Origin of the sequence: Isoptericola aurantiacus (genome assembly GCF_044769875.1) — a bacterium.
Lineage (GTDB): Bacteria > Actinomycetota > Actinomycetes > Actinomycetales > Cellulomonadaceae > Isoptericola > Isoptericola aurantiacus.
On record NZ_JBJBAE010000001.1, the window covers coordinates 295,648 to 312,612 of the forward strand.

A 16,965-nucleotide genomic window follows, 5' to 3' on the forward strand; every position below is an offset into this window, starting at 1 on the left:
ACTCACCAGGGCTCCGCCAAAGTCATGAGACCAGAACGAGGTCGGTGGGCCTCTGAGGGTCTCTCGCGTGGTGGCGTAGGGCGGCGGCGATGTTGGTCCAGCCCTCGAGGCGCAGGATGTTGATCGTGGTGTTGCGCAGGCTGGCCATGACCTGTGGCGCGTTCCCGGTGCGGACGGTGGAGCAGTCCCCGTCGTAGGTGACGTCGCGGACCCAGTGCAGCCGGTTCTCGATCTGCCAGTGGTTCTGGATCCAGGTCGGTGACCGAGTCCGCGGTGCGGGCGTCGGCGCTGGTGATCAGGTAGGCGACCTCGACGGTCTTCTTCCCTGGCGGGTGATGGTGCGGCGCAGCTGTGCGACCTGGACGGCGCTGGGGAACTGGATCCAGTCCGGGATGTCGACGACCTTGATCGTGCGTGTCGCTCGGCGCTCATGCGTTGTCGTGGCCACCCGGTGGCCGGACACCCGCTCCCACGCCGACAAACCTGCAGGTCAAAGACCTAAACGGTGACTTTGCCGAAGCCCTGCCGAGCTTGGTGAGTCGACTGCGAAGTTCGCTGATGGTGACCGTCTGGTTCGCAAGCAGGACGGTGCCACGACCGTCTACCTGCCGGGCGGGCAAGAGCTCACCCTCACGGCCGGCGGGACGAAGACGGCGACGCGGTACTACAGCTTCGCTGGGCAGAGCATCGCGGTGCGTGACGGGGCCGGGTTCGACGACGTATCCACGTTGGTCTCGGATCATCACGGCACCGCAGGGCTGTCCATCACGAACGTCAGTGCCGAGGTGTCCTACCGGTACACCACACCCTTCGGCGACACCCGGGGGAGCACCCCGACGGCGTGGACCGGCGACCACGGCTTCCTCGACAAGCCCACCGACGCCACTGGGCTGACCGCCATCGGCGCCCGCTACTACGACGCTGTCCTGGGCCGGTTCATCTCCGTGGACCCCGTCATGGACCTGACCGATCCGCAGCAGTGGGCCGCCTATACCTACGGCAACCACAATCCGGCCACGTGGTCCGACCCCACGGGCCTGCTGCCCATCTTCAATACCATTCCGGGAGCCGGCGGCGGCGGCAAGCCGCACTTCAACACCCCGACCGGGCAGTACGTCCGACCTCCGGCTCCCGAGCCGGAGCCGGAGACGGTCGACCCTCCGGTCACGAACACCACCACGACGACACCGAGCACGACCCCGGACGAGCCGAGCGTTCTGGAGCAGGTCGAGACGTGGGTGCGTGACTTCGAGCACGAGCACCCGTTCTTGTCGGGTGTGCTGGGTGTCAGCGATGCCCTGGGGTGTCTGGCAGATGGTGAGTGGCAGTCGTGTGCCTGGCTGCTGGCGAACTTCATCCCGGCGGGCAAGCTCGCCAAGCTCGGCAAGACCGCGTTCGAGGCCGCGGACGTGGCCATCGCGGCCAGCAGGAGTGCTGACGAGGTCCTTGATGGCGCGACCGCGTTGTGTCGGCGCAACAGTTTTGATGCCGGCACGTTGGTGTTGATGGCCGACGGCACCCGGCGAGCCATCGAGGACGTCGGGCTCGGCGACGAAGTCATCGCCACCGATCCCGAGACCGGCGAGCAAGGCCCCCGTGAGGTCATCGACCTGATCCGCCACGGCGGCCTGCACACCATGGTCGACGTCGAACTCGCCGACGGCTCACAGGTCGACGCCACCAGTGAGCACCCCTTCTGGGTCGCCTCCGACAGCAAGTGGGTCGATGCCATCGACCTCGAGCCCGGCGACCAGCTCCGCACCCAGGCCGGCACCACCGTCACCATCGCGGACATCGACGTCACCCGCGTAGACTTGACCGCCTACAACCTCACCATCGCAGGCATCCACACCTACCACGTCGGCACCGACGAGGTACTCGTCCACAACTGTGGCCCCGCTCGCAACAAGAAGGGTCAGTTCACATCCGGTGAGAACGCCGACGCGGCCCGTGGACGAAAGACCCATTCGAACTACAGGAATGCACTAGGACCCGGGTACCGCACCGAAGACAAGCTTCCGAGCGGGCGTCGGCCCGATGCGATTGACTGGACAAACCGCGTCGTGCGCGAATTGAAGTCTGACGCCGCGAGCAGCCAGGCGACGGGCCGGCGTCAACTGCAGGGATATGTTGACGAACTTGAGAGCACTACCGGTCAGAGCTGGACTGGCTATCTGGATACGTACAGGAGGTTTGGCTGATGCCCAACTCGAACCTTGTGGAGGCATTCAAGCAAGCATTTAAGCCATTGGGATTTAAGAAAAAGGTGGCAAACTGGTATAGGTCGTCAGGAGATCTGTACACTGTAGTCGGCCTCCAAGATTCCAGTTGGGATGGGTCTAACTACGTAAATATCGGCTTCGCCCCTGTCGCCTATGCTAAATCAGGTTGGTTGGCGGATTCGAAGTGTCTTGTCAGGTTCAGAGCGGAATCGATCACCTCCATTTCTCGCGACAGTTTGATCTTGTTGTCTGGCAGGACGATGAAGGAGGTTGCAGGGGACGATCTCCGAGCGGCCGTCCTCGAACACATCGCGAATCCAGTCGCGCGAGTAGTTGACCCAGTCGAAGACATTCAGGACCTAAAGATGCTACTTCGCACCAAGGTTAGCGATCAGGTTTTCATTCATCGCGATATCAAGAAAGAACTAGACTGAAGATGCACTCAGGGCTTCGGCAAAGGCCGGCTTGTAGGAGTTTGAGGGCTCAACGCAGATGAGGGTGTAGCGCTGGCCGGCTGAGCCAGGGCTCCGGCAAAGTCGGTTGGGCGGGGCGTGAGGGGCAGCGTGACTGGCCTGGGGTAGCGGCGCGGGCGTGCTCTGACCTGGGAAGATGGGGTTTCCTACACCAATCCGTCTGCCAGGCTGGAGCACGCCCGCTTGTTCTCATGGGTCTGCCCAGAGTTTGGTTGACGCTCGGGGTGTGTGGTCATCAGGCCGCTTGTGCGGCCGCGTAGATGGTCTCAAACTCGACCGTGGTGAGGCGACCGAGGCGGCGTTGACGGCGGCGACGGTTGTACTTCGTCTCGATCCAGGTCACGATCGCCAGACGCAGGTCCTCGCGGGTGTCCCAGCGTCGGGTGTCCAGGACGTTCTTCTGCAGCAGGGAGAAGAAGCTCTCCATGCTGGCGTTGTCCCCGGCACCGTAGGAGCGTCCCATCGAGCCGACCAGGTGGTGGCTCTTCAGCAGGCTTTGGTGGCTCATGGGACATCCGGTAGGGGGCCCGTTTCGTTTGATCTCCTCGGACTCCTCGCTCGTGGTCCCCGGGCGGTCGCCGGAATCGACCTGCGCCTGGCGCACCGAGCGGCGCACGGTCTCCACGCTCAGCCCGGTCTGGCGGGCCACCGCCTCGCACGCCGCGGTCAACGACGGGTACTCCCCACGGTGCTCGGTCACCAGACGCACCGCCCGGGCCTTCACCTGCGGATCAATCTTCTTGGGCACGGGCCCATCCTTCCTGACTGTCGACTCAGAAAGGAACGGCATGAAACCTGGGGCGCTTCATCCACCTCAGCAACCGCGGGCCCACAGTCCAACGACACATCCGCGACAGCCGAGCCCGCCACCACCACCGAAGGTGCCACCAGAGCAACCACAGCAACCAGCGGAACCCCCACCCCAGACACCCTTGACCAAGAGAACCGCATAAAGCCGACCTTCCACCCTCATCAGATTGTTGTCCCGGTCAAACCTTGACCAAGACAACGCTGAAAACAACCCGAGGGATCAGTTCGTTATGCAACCGTGATCCTTGACCTCCGTCACACTCGGAATACTCCGGGACTGCCCCCGGTTCATGCATTTCGATGGACCTCGGCCGCCCCGGCGGCGGTCGGACCTGAGCACCACGACACCGACTCACAAGGAGCACCCATGGCTACGCCGCTGCCCTCGGGCCTGACCACCGGCACCTACGTCATCGACGCCGCGCACTCGACCGCGTCCTTCTCCGTCCGCCACGCGGGCATCTCGAAGGTCCGCGGCACCATCGGCATCACCTCCGGCACCATCGCCGTCGGCGAGGACCTCGAGTCCTCCTCGGTCACCGCCGAGCTCGACGCCGCCGCGGTCAGCACCGGTGACGAGAACCGTGACGGCCACCTCAAGAGCGCCGACTTCTGGCACGCCGAGGAGAAGCCCGTCTGGTCGTTCGCCTCGAAGGGCATCTCCGTGGACGGCGACGCCTACGTCATCACCGGCGACCTCACCATCAACGGCGTGACCAACACGGTGGACCTGCCGACCGAGTTCGCCGGCACCGCCACCGACCCGTTCGGCAACCCCCGCGCCGGGTTCGAGTCCGAGCTCGAGATCAACCGCAAGGACTACGGCCTCACCTGGAACGCGGCCCTGGAGACCGGCGGCATCCTGGTGGGCGAGAAGGTCAAGATCGCGCTCGACATCTCCGCCATCGCGCAGAACTGATCCGTCCGGCGTGACCGCCGCAGATCCCCGTGGGCCCGGCCCACGGGGATCTGCGCGTTCCAGGGCGTCCGCAGGCGGGAGACGGCCTACCGCGCGGAGGCCGGCGGAGCCACCACGCCGTCCGGGGCGGCGACGCCGTCGGCCCCGACGCGCTGGGCCTGCTGCGCGTTGCGTGCCGCCGCGTGGAACGCCAGGATCTGCAGCTCGCCGGCCACGTCCACGCTGCGCACCACGACGTCGTCGGGCAGCTGCAGCGCCACCGGGGAGAACGACAGGATCTCCCGCACCCCGCAGGCCACGATCCGCTCGGCCACCGGCTGTGCCGCCGAGCCGGGGGTGGCCAGGATGACCATCGACACGTCGCGGTCGGCCAGGATCGACTCCAGGTCGTCCACGTGCTCCACCGGCAGCCCGGCCGCCGTGCGCCCCACGACGGCGGGGTCGGCGTCGAGCAGCGCCACGAGCTGGAAGCCCCGGGCCGCGTAGCCGGAGTAGTTCGCCAGAGCGTGCCCCAGGTTGCCGACGCCGACGATCGCCAGGCGGTGCTCCGAGCCCAGCCCCAGCGCCGCCGCGATGTACGAGGACAGTGAGTCGACGTCGTACCCGACGCCCCGCGTGCCGAAGGAGCCCAGGTAGGAGAGGTCCTTTCGCAGCTGCGCGGGCCCCACGCCCGAGCGCTCGGCCAGCTCCGACGACGACGTCGTCGCCACGCCCTCGCGCGTCAGGTCGCGCAGGGCGCGCAGGTAGTACGGGAGCCGCGCCACCGTCGCCGCGGGCACCGTCACCTCACCGATCTCGATCACGTCCGCTCTCCTCCCGGGCGCCGGGCGAGCCGCCGCGCCAGCCGCGCGGCGTCGACACGCCAGAAACCCTGCTGCACGCCGTCCACCTCGACGACGGGCACGTAGTCGCCGTACCGCTCCACGAGCACCGGGTCGGCGTCGACGTCGACCTCCCGCCAGGCCTCCGACGCCTCGGTGCACACCGCGGCGACCACCGCCCGTGCGTCGTCGCACAGATGACAGTCCGACCTGGTGTACATCACCACCCGGCACGCTTCGTCGGGTGCGGTCTGGGGCGTGCTCACGGGGACAGCGTATCGGCGCGGATACAGTGGGCCGCATGCCGTCTCACGCCGTGCACCCGGACCGACCGCGGGCGGCCGCCTTCTTCGACGTCGACAACACGATCATCCGTGGCGCCAGCTCGTTCCACCTGGCCAGGGCGCTGTACCGACGGCGGTTCTTCGGCACCGCGGACCTGATCCGGTTCGGGTTCATCCAGGCCAAGTACCTGGTCTTCGGGGAGTCGCGCTCCCAGATCGAGACCGTGCGCAACAAGGCCCTCTCGCTGATCGGCGGGCGGTCCGTCGCCGAGATCACCGCCGTCGGCGAGGAGGTCTACGACACGGTGCTCGAGCTGCGGATCTTCCCCGGCACCAAGCGGCTGCTGGACGAGCACGTGGCCGCCGGCGACGAGGTGTGGCTGGTGACCGCCACGCCCGTGGAGATCGGGGGCCTCATCGCTCGCCGCCTGGGCGCCACGGGGTGCCTGGGCACCATCGCCGAGCACACCGACGGCTACTACACCGGGGCTCTGGTCGGCGACCTCATGCACGGGGAGGCCAAGGGCGCCGCGGTGCGCGAGCTCGCCGAGCGCGAGGGGCTCGACCTCGAGGCCTCCTACGCCTACGGCGACTCGCTCAACGACCTGCCGATGATGCGGTCGGTGGGCCACCCCTGCCCCATCAACCCCGACGTCCGCCTGCGCCGGTACGCCAAGGAGGTCGGCTGGCCGATCCGGGAGTTCCGGGGCCGCGGGCAGCGCGTGGCGGGCCGCGGCGTGCGCACCGCCTCGTGGGCGGGAGCGGCCTGGGTGGCCGGACTGGTGCTGCGCGCCGTGCAGCGCACCGTCCGGCGGCGCCTGCAGGGGCGCTGAGCCGCCCCGTCCCGGAACGCGACGAGCCCGGCACCCTGATCGGGGGCCGGGCTCGTGACGGGCGCCCGCGCGACGGCGGGCGGCGTCTCACTTCTTGTTGCGGCGCTGGTGACGCGTCTTGCGCAGCAGCTTGCGGTGCTTCTTCTTCGCCATACGCTTGCGGCGCTTCTTGATGACGGAGCCCATGAGGTCCTCACAATGCTGGTCGGTAGGTGGAGCACGGTTGGTCCGAGCTGTGCCGACCAACGCGAAAAAGTCCGTCTCTCAGAATACCCGATCACCACCGGTGCCCCGACCAGACCCCGACCGCGGCCGGGCCCGCCCCGTGACCTGTCGACCGGGAGCAGGGCGATCAGTCCAGGTAGGGGTCGCGGCCGATCTCCGGGAAGACGTGCCGGCGTGTGGCGAGGATCGCACGGTCGACGGCGTCGGACGGGTCGTAGCCGTCCTGCCAGGCGTGCCAGGCCACGTCGCCCGTGCCGAGCGTCGCCGCCGCCGGCAGGCCCGACATCTCCTCGGCGGCCTCCCGCCAGGCGGCCGGCAGCTCCATCCCCGCCGCCAACGGCACGTGCGCCGCTTCCGCCACCAGGGACGACCACACCAGCGGCACCACGTCGACGACGGCGTAGCCGCCCCCGCCGAGCGCCACCCACCGGCCGTCGCACAGCTCGTGGGCCAGGTCGTGCACCCACCGGGCCGCCTGCCGCTGCGCGTCGATACCCACGCGCAGATCGGTGAGCGGATCGTTGCCGTGGGCGTCGGCGCCGTGCTGGGAGACGATCGCGTCCGGCGCGAACTCCCGCAGCACCGTGGGCAGCACGGCGTCGACGGCGCGCAGCCACCGCGCCGAGTCGGTGCGGGGCGGCAGCGCCACGTTGACCGCGGCGCAGTGGTTCGCCCAGGGCCCCGTGTCTGCGGGGTTCCCCGTGCCCGGGAAGAGGGTGTGCCCGTCCTGGTGCACGGAGAACGTCAGCACGCGCGGCTCGTCCCAGAAGATCGCCTCCACGCCGTCGCCGTGGTGGGCGTCCAGGTCGACGTAGGCCACCCGCTCCGCGCCCGCGTCGAGCAGCCGCTGCACCGCCGCCGCGGCGTCGTTGTAGATGCAGAAGCCCGACGCCGCCCCGCGCTGCGCGTGGTGCATGCCGCCCGCGATGTTCAGCGCGTGCTCCACCTGCCCCGACCACACCGCGTCCGCCGCCGCCACCGAGGCCCCCACCAGGCGGGCCGCCGCCTCGTGCATCCCCGCGAAGACCGGGTCGTCCTCCGTGCCCAGCCCTCGCGCCAGGTCCGGTTCCCCCGTGGCCGCCGCCCGTCGCACGGCCGCGACGTACTCGGCGTCGTGCACGGACTGCACGACGGCGTCGCTCGCCGGGGCCGGGTCCACCACCTCCAGGGACGGGGAGTCGAGCAGCCCGAGCGCCTCGACGAGGCGCATCGTCAGGTCCAGCCGGGCCGGAGCCATCGGGTGCCCGTGGCCGAAGTCGTAGGTCAGGAGCTCGGGGCTCCACAGGAGCCGGGCGACGGACATCCCGCCACGGTAGCCGAACCCGTGGCAGGCTGGGCCGCACGTCTGGCGGACGGGCTGACGGACGGGACGGCGGACGAGACGAGGAGGGCGCGGCGCGTGGCACGATCGCTGCAGGACCGCGCCTCGTCGGTCCGCGAGTGGGTGGACCGCACGGCGCGCGAGTACCCCGCCCGCCTGGCGATGACGGTCTTCGCCGCCGTCATCACCCTCTTCACGCTCCTGCTGCTGCCGCCCTGGGCCACCACGTCGGACGTGGGCGCCCGGTTCGTCGACGCGCTGTTCACCGCGACGTCGGCCGTCTGCATCACGGGCCTGACGGTCGTGGACACCGCGACGTACTGGTCCGAGTACGGGCGCGCCGTCATCCTCGTCGGGATCAAGGTGGGCGGGCTCGGCGTCATGACGCTCGCCTCCCTGCTCGGCCTGGCCGTCTCGCGGCGGATCGGCCTGACCCAGAAGCTCCTCACGGCCTCCGAGACCAAGACGGGCACCACCCGGCTCGGCGAGGTCGGGTCCCTGATCCGGCTCATCATCGTGGTCTCGACGTCGATCGAGCTGGCTATCGCCGTAGTCCTGCTCCCCCGGTTCATCGCCCTGGACAGCAACCTCGGCCTGGCCGTGTGGCACTCGGTCTTCTACGGCGTCTCGGCGTTCAACAACGCCGGGTTCGTCCCGACGGCGGACGGCCTGCTGCCGTATGCGTCCGACTGGCTGGTCATCATCCCCATCACCCTGGGGGTGTTCGTCGGCGCCCTCGGGTTCCCCGTGATGCTGAACCTGCTGCAGGCCCGCCGGTACGGCCGCCGGTGGGCCCGCCACCTCTCGCTGCACACCAAGCTCACCTTCGCCACGAGCCTGGCCCTGCTGGTCGCCGGGTTCGTCACCATCGGCGCGATGGAGTGGGCCAACCCCGCGACGCTCGGCGGGCAGGACCTGCACACCAAGTTCCTGTCCGCGCTGACGGCCTCGGTGATGCCCCGCTCCGGCGGGTTCAGCACGTTCGACGTCGGCGCGATGCGCGAGGAGTCGTGGCTCGTCACCGACGCGCTGATGTTCGTGGGCGGCGGGTCGGCCTCGACCGCGGGCGGCATCAAGGTGACCACGCTGGCCGTCATGCTGCTCGCGATCGTCGCCGAGGCCCGCGGCGACCGGGACATCGACGTGTTCGGCCGCCGCATCCCGCGCGACACCATGCGGCTGTCCATCGCCGTGGTGTTCATCGGCGCGACGATGGTGCTGGCGTCCTGCATCGCCCTGGTCCGGATGACCGACTTCTCGCTGTCCCAGATCCTGTTCGAGGTGATCTCGGCGTTCGCGACCGTCGGCCTGTCCACGGGGATCACCGGCGACCTGCCCGACGCCGCCAAGTTCTGGCTGTGCGCCCTGATGTACCTCGGACGCGTGGGCACCATCTCCGTGCTCGGCGCCCTCGCCCTGCGGGACCGGCGGCGCGTCGTACGCTTCCCCGAGGAACGCCCCATCATCGGGTGAGCCGGATCGGGTGAGCCGGAGGTGGAGCAGAGGGTGGGTCCGAGGGACGAGGCCCCGCCCGTCGCGCAACCGCAGACTCACCCGACAATGGAACAGCGTGAGCCGGACAGCGTGAGCCGGAGGTGGAGCAGGACATCGAGAGGGAGACCGTGGCAGACAAGAAGGCGCAGGAGCGGGACGCAGGCGTGCTCGTCATCGGGCTGGGCCGCTTCGGCTCGTCGATCGCGACCACGCTGGACCGGCTCGGCCAGGACGTGCTGGCCGTCGAGACGGACGAGCGCCTGGTCAACCAGTGGTCGGGGCGCCTGCCCCTGGTGCAGGCCGACGCGTCCAACCCGGAGGCGCTCGAACAGCTCGGGGCCACGGACTTCGGCGTCGCCGTGGTGGGGGTCGGCACGCAGCTCGAGGCGTCCGTGCTCATCACGGGCAACCTCGTGGACCTCGGCACGCCGCAGATCTGGGCCAAGGCCGTCTCGGCCGAGCACGGCCGCATCCTGACCCGCATCGGCGCCCACCACGTCGTCTACCCCGAGTCCGACGCCGGGTCACGGGTGGCGCACCTGGTCAGCGGCAAGATGCTCGACTACATCGAGGTCGAGGACGGGTTCACCATCGTCAAGATGCGTCCGCCGCGGGAGATGCAGGGGTTCACGCTCGCGCAGTCCGACATCCGCAAGAAGTACGGGATCACGGTGATCGGCGTGAAGTCGCCCGGGATCGAGTTCACCTACGCGACGCCGGAGACGCGCGTCAGCGCCAACGACCTGCTGGTCTGCTCGGGGCACGCCGACCTGCTGGAGAGGTTCTCGGCGCGCCCCTGACGCGCCGGTCGTGTCAGCCGAGCTCGGCGGCGAGCTCGGCCGACCGGTCCCGAGCCGCCTCCAGGGCGGCCAGGAACGCCGCGCGCACCCCGCCGTCGTCGAGCCGCTTCAGCGCCTGGATGGTGGTGCCGCCGGGTGAGGAGACCTTCTCCCGCAGGATCGCGGGGTGCTCGCCGGTCTCGTCGAGCAGCCTGCCGGACCCGAGCACCGTCTGCACCGCCAGGCGCCGCGCGACGTCGCGGGTCAGCCCGAGCAGGACGCCCGCCTCGGCCATCGCGTCGACGACGTAGAACACGTACGCGGGTCCGGACCCGGCGAGCGCCCCGAAGGCGTCGATCTCCTTCTCGGTGATGCGCAGGGTCTCGCCGGTGCCGGCGAGCAGCGCCTCCACCAGCGCGACGTCGTCCTCCCCGGCGGTGGGGCCGGCGACGAGCGCGGTGACCCCGGCACCGACCTGCGCCGGGGTGTTGGGCATGGTCCGCACCACGGGCTGCCCGTCCGGCAGGTGCCGAGCATAGAGCGACAGCGGCAGCCCGACGGCGACGCTGACGACGACCGCGTCGGGTTCCAGCGAGCCCGCCACGGTGTCCAGGACGGCCGCGACGTCCTTGGGCTTGACGCCGACCAGGACGATGCGGGCCCCGGCGACGGCCTGCGCGTTGTCCGAGGTGGTGGCCACCCCGTAGCGGTCGGCGAGCTCGGCACCGCGCTCGGGACGCCGGACCGTGGCCACGACGTCGGAGGGTGCCAGCCCGGACGACAGCGCGCCCGCGAGGACGGCCTCGGCCATGGTTCCGGTGCCGAGGACGGCCACCCGGGTCCCGGCGATCTGCGTGCTCACGGGTCGTTCGCCTCCTAGAGGGGGAAGGTGCGGTAGAAGTCCTGGACGAGCTGGTCCGGCCCGGTCGCCCGGAAGACGGCGGTGCCGTTGCGCCAGGTCACGACCGACTCGCCCGCGGCGGTGCCGGGCGTGACGGCGTAGGTGCCGACGGTCTCGCCGCCGACGGTGACGTCGCCCTCGGCCGTGGGCTCACCGGCGGCCTTGAGCAGCGCGTCGAGCACCGCGGACGCGGCGTCGTCGTCGGCCCACTGCCCGGCCACGAGCGCCACCTGCTCGCCGCCGTCGGACCCGTCGGTGTACGTGACGTCCCACGCCTCGACCGCGTCGGAGTCCTCGGTCCACTCCGCGTCCTCCGTGACCTCCCCGCGCACGAGCTGGAGGGCCGAGTCCGGCATCGAGGACACGAACGCGGTCGCGCCGTCCGGCAGGGCGGCCGGCTCGGCCGTGGGCGTGGGTGCCGGTGCGGTGACGGTCACGGCGGGGAGCGGGTCGGGCTCCGGCCGGGCGAAGCCTGGCCAGACGAAGGCGGTCGCGACCGCGACCGCGACGACGACCACGAGGGCGAGGACCGCGAGGATCTTGCGGCGGCGCACGATCGCGGCCCGCGAGCTCTTGCGGTGCACCTGCTGCCCCGGGGTCCGGAACCCCGGCGACATGTACCCCGGCCTCTGGTCGACCATCGACGTCCTCCTGCTCGGCGTGCCGCCGGCCCCGCGGCGGCGTCGCGCAGCAGCCTACGGCCTCACGGACCCGCACCGGGGCTACGTCCGCGGCCCGTCGCGACACCGGTGCGTGACAGCACGGGCCCGACCGCGTGCCGACGGTCGGTGGGTGTCGGTGGCGCGCCGTAGCGTCACCGGGGTGAGCACCACGACCTCCGCGCGCTCCCGCGCCTCGAAGTCCGCCCGACCGGCGTTCCGCTGCAGCGAGTGCGGCTGGACCACCTCGAAGTGGGTGGGCCGCTGCGGGGAGTGCCAGACGTGGGGCTCGGTCGCGGAGGAGGGTCCGGCGTCGGCGGGTCCGCGCACGACGGCGGTCCATCCGGTGCGCTCCACGGCCCGGCCGATCGGTGAGATCGACGTCGACTCCGCCCGCGCCGCCCCGACGGGTGTGGCCGAGCTGGACCGGGTGCTCGGGGGTGGGCTGGTGCCGGGGGCCGTCGTGCTGCTCGCGGGCGAGCCCGGCGTCGGCAAGTCCACGCTGCTGCTGTCCGTCGCCTCGAACGCGGCCCGCGGGGTCGACGGCTCCGAGCCCCGCACGGTGCTGTACGTGACCGGCGAGGAGTCGGCAGGCCAGGTGCGGCTGCGCGCCGAGCGGATCGGGGCGGTGGCGCCGAGCCTGCTCCTGGCGGCCGAGACCGACCTGGCCACCGTGCTGGGGCATCTGGAGGCCGCCGACCCGGCGCTGCTGGTGGTCGACTCGGTGCAGACCATCTCCTCGGCCGAGGTGGACGGCGCACCGGGAGGGGTCAGCCAGGTGCGGGAGGTGGCCGGCGCGCTCATCGCCGCGGCGAAGGAGCGCCAGGTCCCCGTCCTCCTCGTCGGGCACGTGACGAAGGACGGCACCGTCGCCGGACCGCGCACCCTGGAGCACCTGGTCGACGTGGTGTGCCAGTTCGAGGGGGACCGGCACTCCCGCCTGCGCATGGTGCGCGCGATCAAGAACCGGTTCGGCCCCACGGACGAGGTCGGCTGCTTCGACCTGTCCGAGGCCGGCATCGTCGGCCTGAGCGATCCGAGCGGCCTGTTCCTGTCCCATCTCGGCGCGGGCGTGCCGGGCACCTGCGTCACGGTGACGCTCGAGGGCCGCCGCCCCCTGGCGCTCGAGATCCAGTCGCTGGTAGCTCCCTCTCCCCTGGCCAACCCACGGCGCGCCACGTCCGGCGTCGAGTCGCAGCGCCTGGCGATGATCCTGGCCGTGCTCCACCGGCACGCCGGCCTGCGCCTGGCCGACACCGACGTCTACGCCTCCACGATCGGCGGGGCCCGCGTGACCGAACCCGCCGCCGATCTCGCCACCGCCCTGGCGATCGTGTCGGCCCGCACCGGGGAGGCCCTGCCCGCGGGCACGATCGCCGTCGGGGAGGTCGGGCTGGCCGGTGACCTGCGGCCCGTCACCGGCCTGGAGCGGCGGCTGACCGAGGCGGCGCGGCTCGGCTTCACGCGCGCCGTCGTCCCCGCCGGGACGTCCGTCACCGCGCCCCGCGGACTGCGCGTCGCCGAGGCCCGGCACATCGCCGAGGCGGTCGAGCTCGCCTCGGGTGGCGGCGACCCGGCGCGTAACCGTGTCCAGGACGCCCCGGCACCGTAGAATCTCCCCGTGGCTCCCTCTTCCGCGCACCCCGACGCCCTGCTCCGGGAGACGCTGGCCGCCGTGGCGCCCGGCACCGAGCTCCGGGACGGCCTCGAACGCATCCTGCGCGGGCGCACCGGCGCCCTCATCGTCCTCGGGCTGGACAAGACGGTGGAGGAGATCTGCTCCGGCGGGTTCGTCCTGGACGTCGAGTTCTCCGCCACCCGGCTGCGCGAGCTGTCGAAGATGGACGGTGCGGTCGTGCTGGACCGCGACGCCACCCGCATCCGCCGCGCCGCCGTGCAGCTCCTGCCCGACCCCACGATCGAGACGAGCGAGTCCGGCACCCGCCACCGCACCGCCGAGCGCGTCGCCAAGCAGACCGGCCTCCCGATCGTCTCGGTGAGCCAGTCGATGCGCATCGTGGCGATCTACACCGGCAACGTGCGTCACGTGCTCGAGGACTCCGACACGATCCTGGGGCGCGCCAACCAGGCGCTCGCCACGCTCGAGCGGTACCGCTCCCGGCTCGACGAGGTCTCCGGGACGCTCTCCGCGCTCGAGATCGAGGACCTCGTGACCGTGCGCGACGTGTGCGCGGTGGTCCAGCGCCTCGAGATGGTGCGCCGCATCTCCGACGAGATCGACGGCTACGTCGTCGAGCTCGGCACCGACGGCCGCCTGCTGTCCCTGCAGCTCGACGAGCTGATCGGCGGCATCGGGTCGGATCGCGACTTCGTGGTGCGTGACTACGTGGACGTCGAGAAGACGGGGCGCACCATCGCCGGGGTTCACGCCGACCTGGCCACCCTGGACTCGACCCAGCTCCTCGACCTGTCCCAGATCGGCCGGGCCCTCGACCTGCCCGGCGCCGGTGTCGCGCTGGACGCCGCTGTGGCGCCGCGCGGGTACCGCCTGCTGTCCAAGGTGCCGCGCCTGCCGTCCGCCATCATCGACCGCCTGGTCGCCCACTTCGGCGGCCTGCAGAAGCTCCTCGCGGCCAGCGTCGACGACCTGATGGGCGTCGACGGCGTCGGTGAGCAGCGGGCGCGGGCGGTGCGGGAGGGCCTGTCCCGGCTCGCCGAGTCGAGCATCCTCGAACGCTACGTCTGACCCGGCTCGGCCGAGTCCGCGGCGCCGCCCTTCGCGCCGTCACCCTTCGACCCGCCGTCGTCCTTCGAGGACCCGTCGCTCTTCGCGTCGCCATCCTTCTCGGAACCGGCGTCCTTCGCGTCATCCTTCGCGCCGTCGCCCTTCTCGGAGCCGGCGTCCTTCGCGTCACCCTTCGATTCGTCACCCGTCGCGTCGTCGCCCTGGGCGTCCGGTTCCGGGTCCGGCGTCGGGGCGGCCTCGACCGTGACGTCGAACGGCTCGCTGTCGGCCTGGACGTCGGCCAGCGACAGCGTCGCGACGTAGTGGCCCGCGGGCAGCTTCTTGGCGGCCCCCTTGCAGCCGGGCTCGGAACGGGCCCCCGTCCATGTCGTCGTCGCCTCCCAGACGTCGTCCGGGCCGAGCAGGAGCAGCTCCTCGTCGGACTCCGCGCAGTCGGCGGAGGACCAGATCCTCGTGTCCCCTTCCGCGTCGGTGACCGTGACCTGCATGCTGGTGCGGTCCCCGTCCAGCAGGCAGGGGACGATCCCGACGTTGGTGACCCGCAGGGTGAACGGCATGGACGTGCCGAGCACGAGGGTGCTCGACGGGCTGCCGAGCTCCAGGGAGACCGCCTCCGGGCCGCAGGTCTCCGCGGGTCCGGCCGGGTCGAGCGGTGCGGGCGGCGCGGCCTTGTCCGCGGCGAGGTCGGGCCCCGGCTCGGGCCACGCCTCGCGCACGGCGTCCACCGCCCGCCCGAGCCCGAACCCGGCCGCCGACCCGGCACCGACCAGCAGACCCGTGACCAGGAGCACCAGCGCCGTGGTGCGGCGGAACCGGCGACGACGACGCAGCGCCGCCGCGGAGAGACGGGGGCGCGGCGTCGACCCGGGGGCGACGAGCCGCGACGTCGAGACGGTCCGGGCGCCCTTCGCGTGGTTCGATGCCTGCGACCGTCCCGGGCTCGCGGTGCGTCCGCGGGACGAACCGCCCCGCGCACCTCCCGAGCCGTTGCCGCCACGTCCCCCCGCCGGTGCCGACGTCGTGCGCCGGCGCGCCGACGACGAGGAGGCCCCCGATGCCCGGCCGGAGCCCGCCCCCGAACGCTTCGGGGCGGGCTTCGCAGCAGGCTTGCGGCCGGAAGTGGACGCCGGTGACCTCGTCGCGGCGGAGCTCTTCTTCGTCGAGGCCGATCCCTTGGCCGGGCGCGCCGGTGCCGTGCCCGACGACGCGCGGGAACCCGACCCCTTCGACCCGCCGGACGTACCGCCGGACCCGCGAGCCGCCGTCGACCGCCCGCCGGAACGCCCCGGCGCAGCCTTCGACGACGAGGTCCGGGGTGCGGACCGCGCGGCGGGCTTCCCCCCGCGCGGGGTGGCGCCCCGTCCTCGGTCCTTCGATGCCGCCACGACGCCCCCGACCGACTCGTCCCTTCCCTGTCGCAGGTCACGCTACGTGGGCCCGCCGCTCCCGTGACGCCGCCGCGCCGGGGCGTGGCGCACCCCGCCCGGCCAGGCACAATGGACCACCGTGGATCCACTGGTCGAGCAGGTGAGCGCCTGGTACGAGGATGCTGCGCGCGACCTGCCGTGGCGTCGCGCCGACCGCACCCCGTGGGGAGTGCTGGTCAGCGAGGTGATGCTGCAGCAGACGCCCGTCGTCCGGGTCGAGCCGGTCTGGCGCGCCTGGATGGAGCGCTGGCCCACGCCGTCCGCCCTCGCCGAGGCCCCGACGTCGGACGTGCTGCGCGCCTGGGGACGCCTCGGCTACCCGCGGCGCGCGCTGCGGCTGGCGGACTGCGCGCGGGCCGTGGTCGCGCGGCACGACGGCGCGGTGCCGGACGACGAGGACGCGCTGCGGGCCCTGCCGGGCATCGGCGAGTACACCGCCGCCGCGGTGCGTGCGTTCGCGTTCGGCCGGCGGTCCGTCGTGGTGGACACGAACGTGCGACGTGTCCAGGCGCGGACGGTGACGGGCGTCGCGCTGCCCGCGCCGTCGTACACCGCCGCCGAGCGACGGCTGGCCGCCTCCCTGGTCCCGGCCGACGACGCGGCGGCGGCACGCTGGGCGGCCGCCTCGATGGAGCTCGGGGCGGTGCTCTGCACCGCGCGGGCACCACGGTGCGGCCCGTGCCCGGTGGCGAGCCGCTGCGCCTGGCGGCTCGCCGGGTTCCCGGCGGACGAGCACGCGGCACGACGCCGGACCCAAGCCTGGCACGGGACCGACCGGCAGGTGCGGGGCCGGGTCATGGCGGCCCTGCGGGGTGCCGACGGGCCCGTGCCACGGGCGCTGCTGGCCGACGCGGGGCCGGAGCCCCAGCTCGACCGGTGCCTGGCGGGGCTGGTCGAGGACGGGCTGGCCGAGACCGACGACGTCGGTCGCTACCTCCTGCCCGCCTGACCCGGCACCCCGAGGTAGGCAAACTCTGCGCGAGGTGGGCGACCCCGACGCGAGGTAGGCAAACCTTGCGCGAGGTAGGCAAACTCTGCGCGAGGTAGGCGAACCGCGCGCGAGGTAGGGCACGCGTCCGTGCCCTACCCC

At 71.7% G+C, this 16,965-nt stretch carries 17 protein-coding genes and 1 pseudogene; 10 read left to right on the plus strand and 8 right to left on the minus strand.

Annotated elements, in window-relative coordinates:
* Positions 1-692: 692 nt before the first annotated feature.
* Both ACIQLL_RS01350 and ACIQLL_RS01355 read left to right on the plus strand, forming a co-directional pair.
* Complete coding sequence (locus tag ACIQLL_RS01350; RefSeq protein ID WP_402462181.1) at positions 693-2,201, plus strand: polymorphic toxin-type HINT domain-containing protein; 1,509 nt, start codon at positions 693-695, stop codon at positions 2,199-2,201.
* Complete coding sequence (locus ACIQLL_RS01355; protein WP_402462183.1) at positions 2,201-2,656, plus strand: DUF4304 domain-containing protein; 456 nt, start codon at positions 2,201-2,203, stop codon at positions 2,654-2,656. The genes ACIQLL_RS01350 and ACIQLL_RS01355 overlap by 1 nt, the downstream gene beginning before the upstream one ends.
* Positions 2,657-2,930: 274 nt before the next feature.
* Here the strand turns inward: ACIQLL_RS01355 and ACIQLL_RS01360 are convergent.
* Positions 2,931-3,185: pseudogene (locus tag ACIQLL_RS01360) on the minus strand (IS3 family transposase); the annotation flags it as partial.
* A gap of 687 nt (positions 3,186-3,872) precedes the next feature.
* On the opposite strand from ACIQLL_RS01360, the gene ACIQLL_RS01365 reads away from it, so the two are divergent.
* Positions 3,873-4,424, plus strand: coding sequence for a YceI family protein (locus ACIQLL_RS01365; protein WP_402462186.1), 552 nt, complete (start codon positions 3,873-3,875; stop codon positions 4,422-4,424).
* A gap of 86 nt (positions 4,425-4,510) precedes the next feature.
* On the opposite strand, the gene ACIQLL_RS01370 is transcribed toward ACIQLL_RS01365, so the two are convergent.
* Both ACIQLL_RS01370 and ACIQLL_RS01375 read right to left on the minus strand, forming a co-directional pair.
* Entirely contained in the window at positions 4,511-5,227 is a 717-nt protein-coding gene (locus tag ACIQLL_RS01370; RefSeq protein ID WP_402462189.1) for a redox-sensing transcriptional repressor Rex, read from the minus strand.
* Positions 5,224-5,511 carry a glutaredoxin family protein gene (locus ACIQLL_RS01375; protein WP_402462191.1) on the minus strand — a complete coding sequence of 96 codons (288 nt, stop codon included), beginning with the start codon at positions 5,509-5,511 and terminating at the stop codon, positions 5,224-5,226. Before ACIQLL_RS01375 ends, ACIQLL_RS01370 begins: the two co-directional genes overlap by 4 nt.
* Positions 5,512-5,546: 35 nt before the next feature.
* On the opposite strand from ACIQLL_RS01375, the gene ACIQLL_RS01380 reads away from it, so the two are divergent.
* A complete protein-coding gene (locus ACIQLL_RS01380; protein WP_402462193.1) occupies positions 5,547-6,362 on the plus strand; it encodes an HAD family hydrolase in 816 nt (271 codons plus the stop codon).
* 87 nt (positions 6,363-6,449) lie between these two features.
* On the opposite strand, the gene ACIQLL_RS01385 is transcribed toward ACIQLL_RS01380, so the two are convergent.
* Both ACIQLL_RS01385 and ACIQLL_RS01390 read right to left on the minus strand, forming a co-directional pair.
* Positions 6,450-6,548 (minus strand): 30S ribosomal protein bS22, encoded by a 99-nt coding sequence (locus ACIQLL_RS01385; RefSeq protein WP_003792170.1) that lies wholly within the window; start codon positions 6,546-6,548, stop codon positions 6,450-6,452.
* Between the two features lie 166 nt (positions 6,549-6,714).
* Positions 6,715-7,890: an acetoin utilization protein AcuC gene (locus ACIQLL_RS01390; protein ID WP_402462196.1), complete on the minus strand. Its 1,176-nt coding sequence runs from the start codon at positions 7,888-7,890 to the stop codon at positions 6,715-6,717.
* Between the two features lie 96 nt (positions 7,891-7,986).
* Here ACIQLL_RS01390 and ACIQLL_RS01395 point away from each other — a divergent pair, with 96 nt between their 5' ends.
* Both ACIQLL_RS01395 and ACIQLL_RS01400 read left to right on the plus strand, forming a co-directional pair.
* Complete coding sequence (locus ACIQLL_RS01395) at positions 7,987-9,381, plus strand: TrkH family potassium uptake protein (RefSeq protein WP_402462199.1); 1,395 nt, start codon at positions 7,987-7,989, stop codon at positions 9,379-9,381.
* 149 nt (positions 9,382-9,530) lie between these two features.
* Positions 9,531-10,202, plus strand: coding sequence for a potassium channel family protein (locus ACIQLL_RS01400; RefSeq protein ID WP_402462202.1), 672 nt, complete (start codon positions 9,531-9,533; stop codon positions 10,200-10,202).
* 13 nt (positions 10,203-10,215) lie between these two features.
* Here ACIQLL_RS01400 and proC read toward each other — a convergent pair whose 3' ends face one another.
* Both proC and ACIQLL_RS01410 read right to left on the minus strand, forming a co-directional pair.
* Complete coding sequence (gene proC, locus ACIQLL_RS01405; RefSeq protein ID WP_402462205.1) at positions 10,216-11,043, minus strand: pyrroline-5-carboxylate reductase; 828 nt, start codon at positions 11,041-11,043, stop codon at positions 10,216-10,218.
* A gap of 14 nt (positions 11,044-11,057) precedes the next feature.
* Complete coding sequence (locus ACIQLL_RS01410; protein WP_402462208.1) at positions 11,058-11,723, minus strand: hypothetical protein; 666 nt, start codon at positions 11,721-11,723, stop codon at positions 11,058-11,060.
* Positions 11,724-11,904: 181 nt separating this feature from the next.
* Between ACIQLL_RS01410 and radA the strand changes: the two genes are divergently transcribed.
* The gene (gene radA / locus ACIQLL_RS01415; RefSeq protein WP_402462210.1) at positions 11,905-13,353 is read left to right on the plus strand and encodes a DNA repair protein RadA; all 1,449 of its coding nucleotides are present in this window, start codon (positions 11,905-11,907) and stop codon (positions 13,351-13,353) included.
* Positions 13,354-13,362: 9 nt separating this feature from the next.
* Positions 13,363-14,448 (plus strand): DNA integrity scanning diadenylate cyclase DisA, encoded by a 1,086-nt coding sequence (disA, locus tag ACIQLL_RS01420; RefSeq protein WP_402462213.1) that lies wholly within the window; start codon positions 13,363-13,365, stop codon positions 14,446-14,448.
* Here the strand turns inward: disA and ACIQLL_RS01425 are convergent.
* Positions 14,439-15,239, minus strand: coding sequence for a hypothetical protein (locus ACIQLL_RS01425; RefSeq protein WP_402462216.1), 801 nt, complete (start codon positions 15,237-15,239; stop codon positions 14,439-14,441). The two genes, disA and ACIQLL_RS01425, sit on opposite strands and share 10 nt — an antisense overlap.
* On the opposite strand from ACIQLL_RS01425, the gene ACIQLL_RS01430 reads away from it, so the two are divergent.
* Positions 15,226-15,900, plus strand: coding sequence for a hypothetical protein (locus ACIQLL_RS01430; protein ID WP_402462219.1), 675 nt, complete (start codon positions 15,226-15,228; stop codon positions 15,898-15,900). The two genes, ACIQLL_RS01425 and ACIQLL_RS01430, sit on opposite strands and share 14 nt — an antisense overlap.
* A gap of 54 nt (positions 15,901-15,954) precedes the next feature.
* Complete coding sequence (locus ACIQLL_RS01435) at positions 15,955-16,824, plus strand: HhH-GPD family protein (protein ID WP_402462221.1); 870 nt, start codon at positions 15,955-15,957, stop codon at positions 16,822-16,824.
* Positions 16,825-16,965 lie beyond the last annotated feature (141 nt).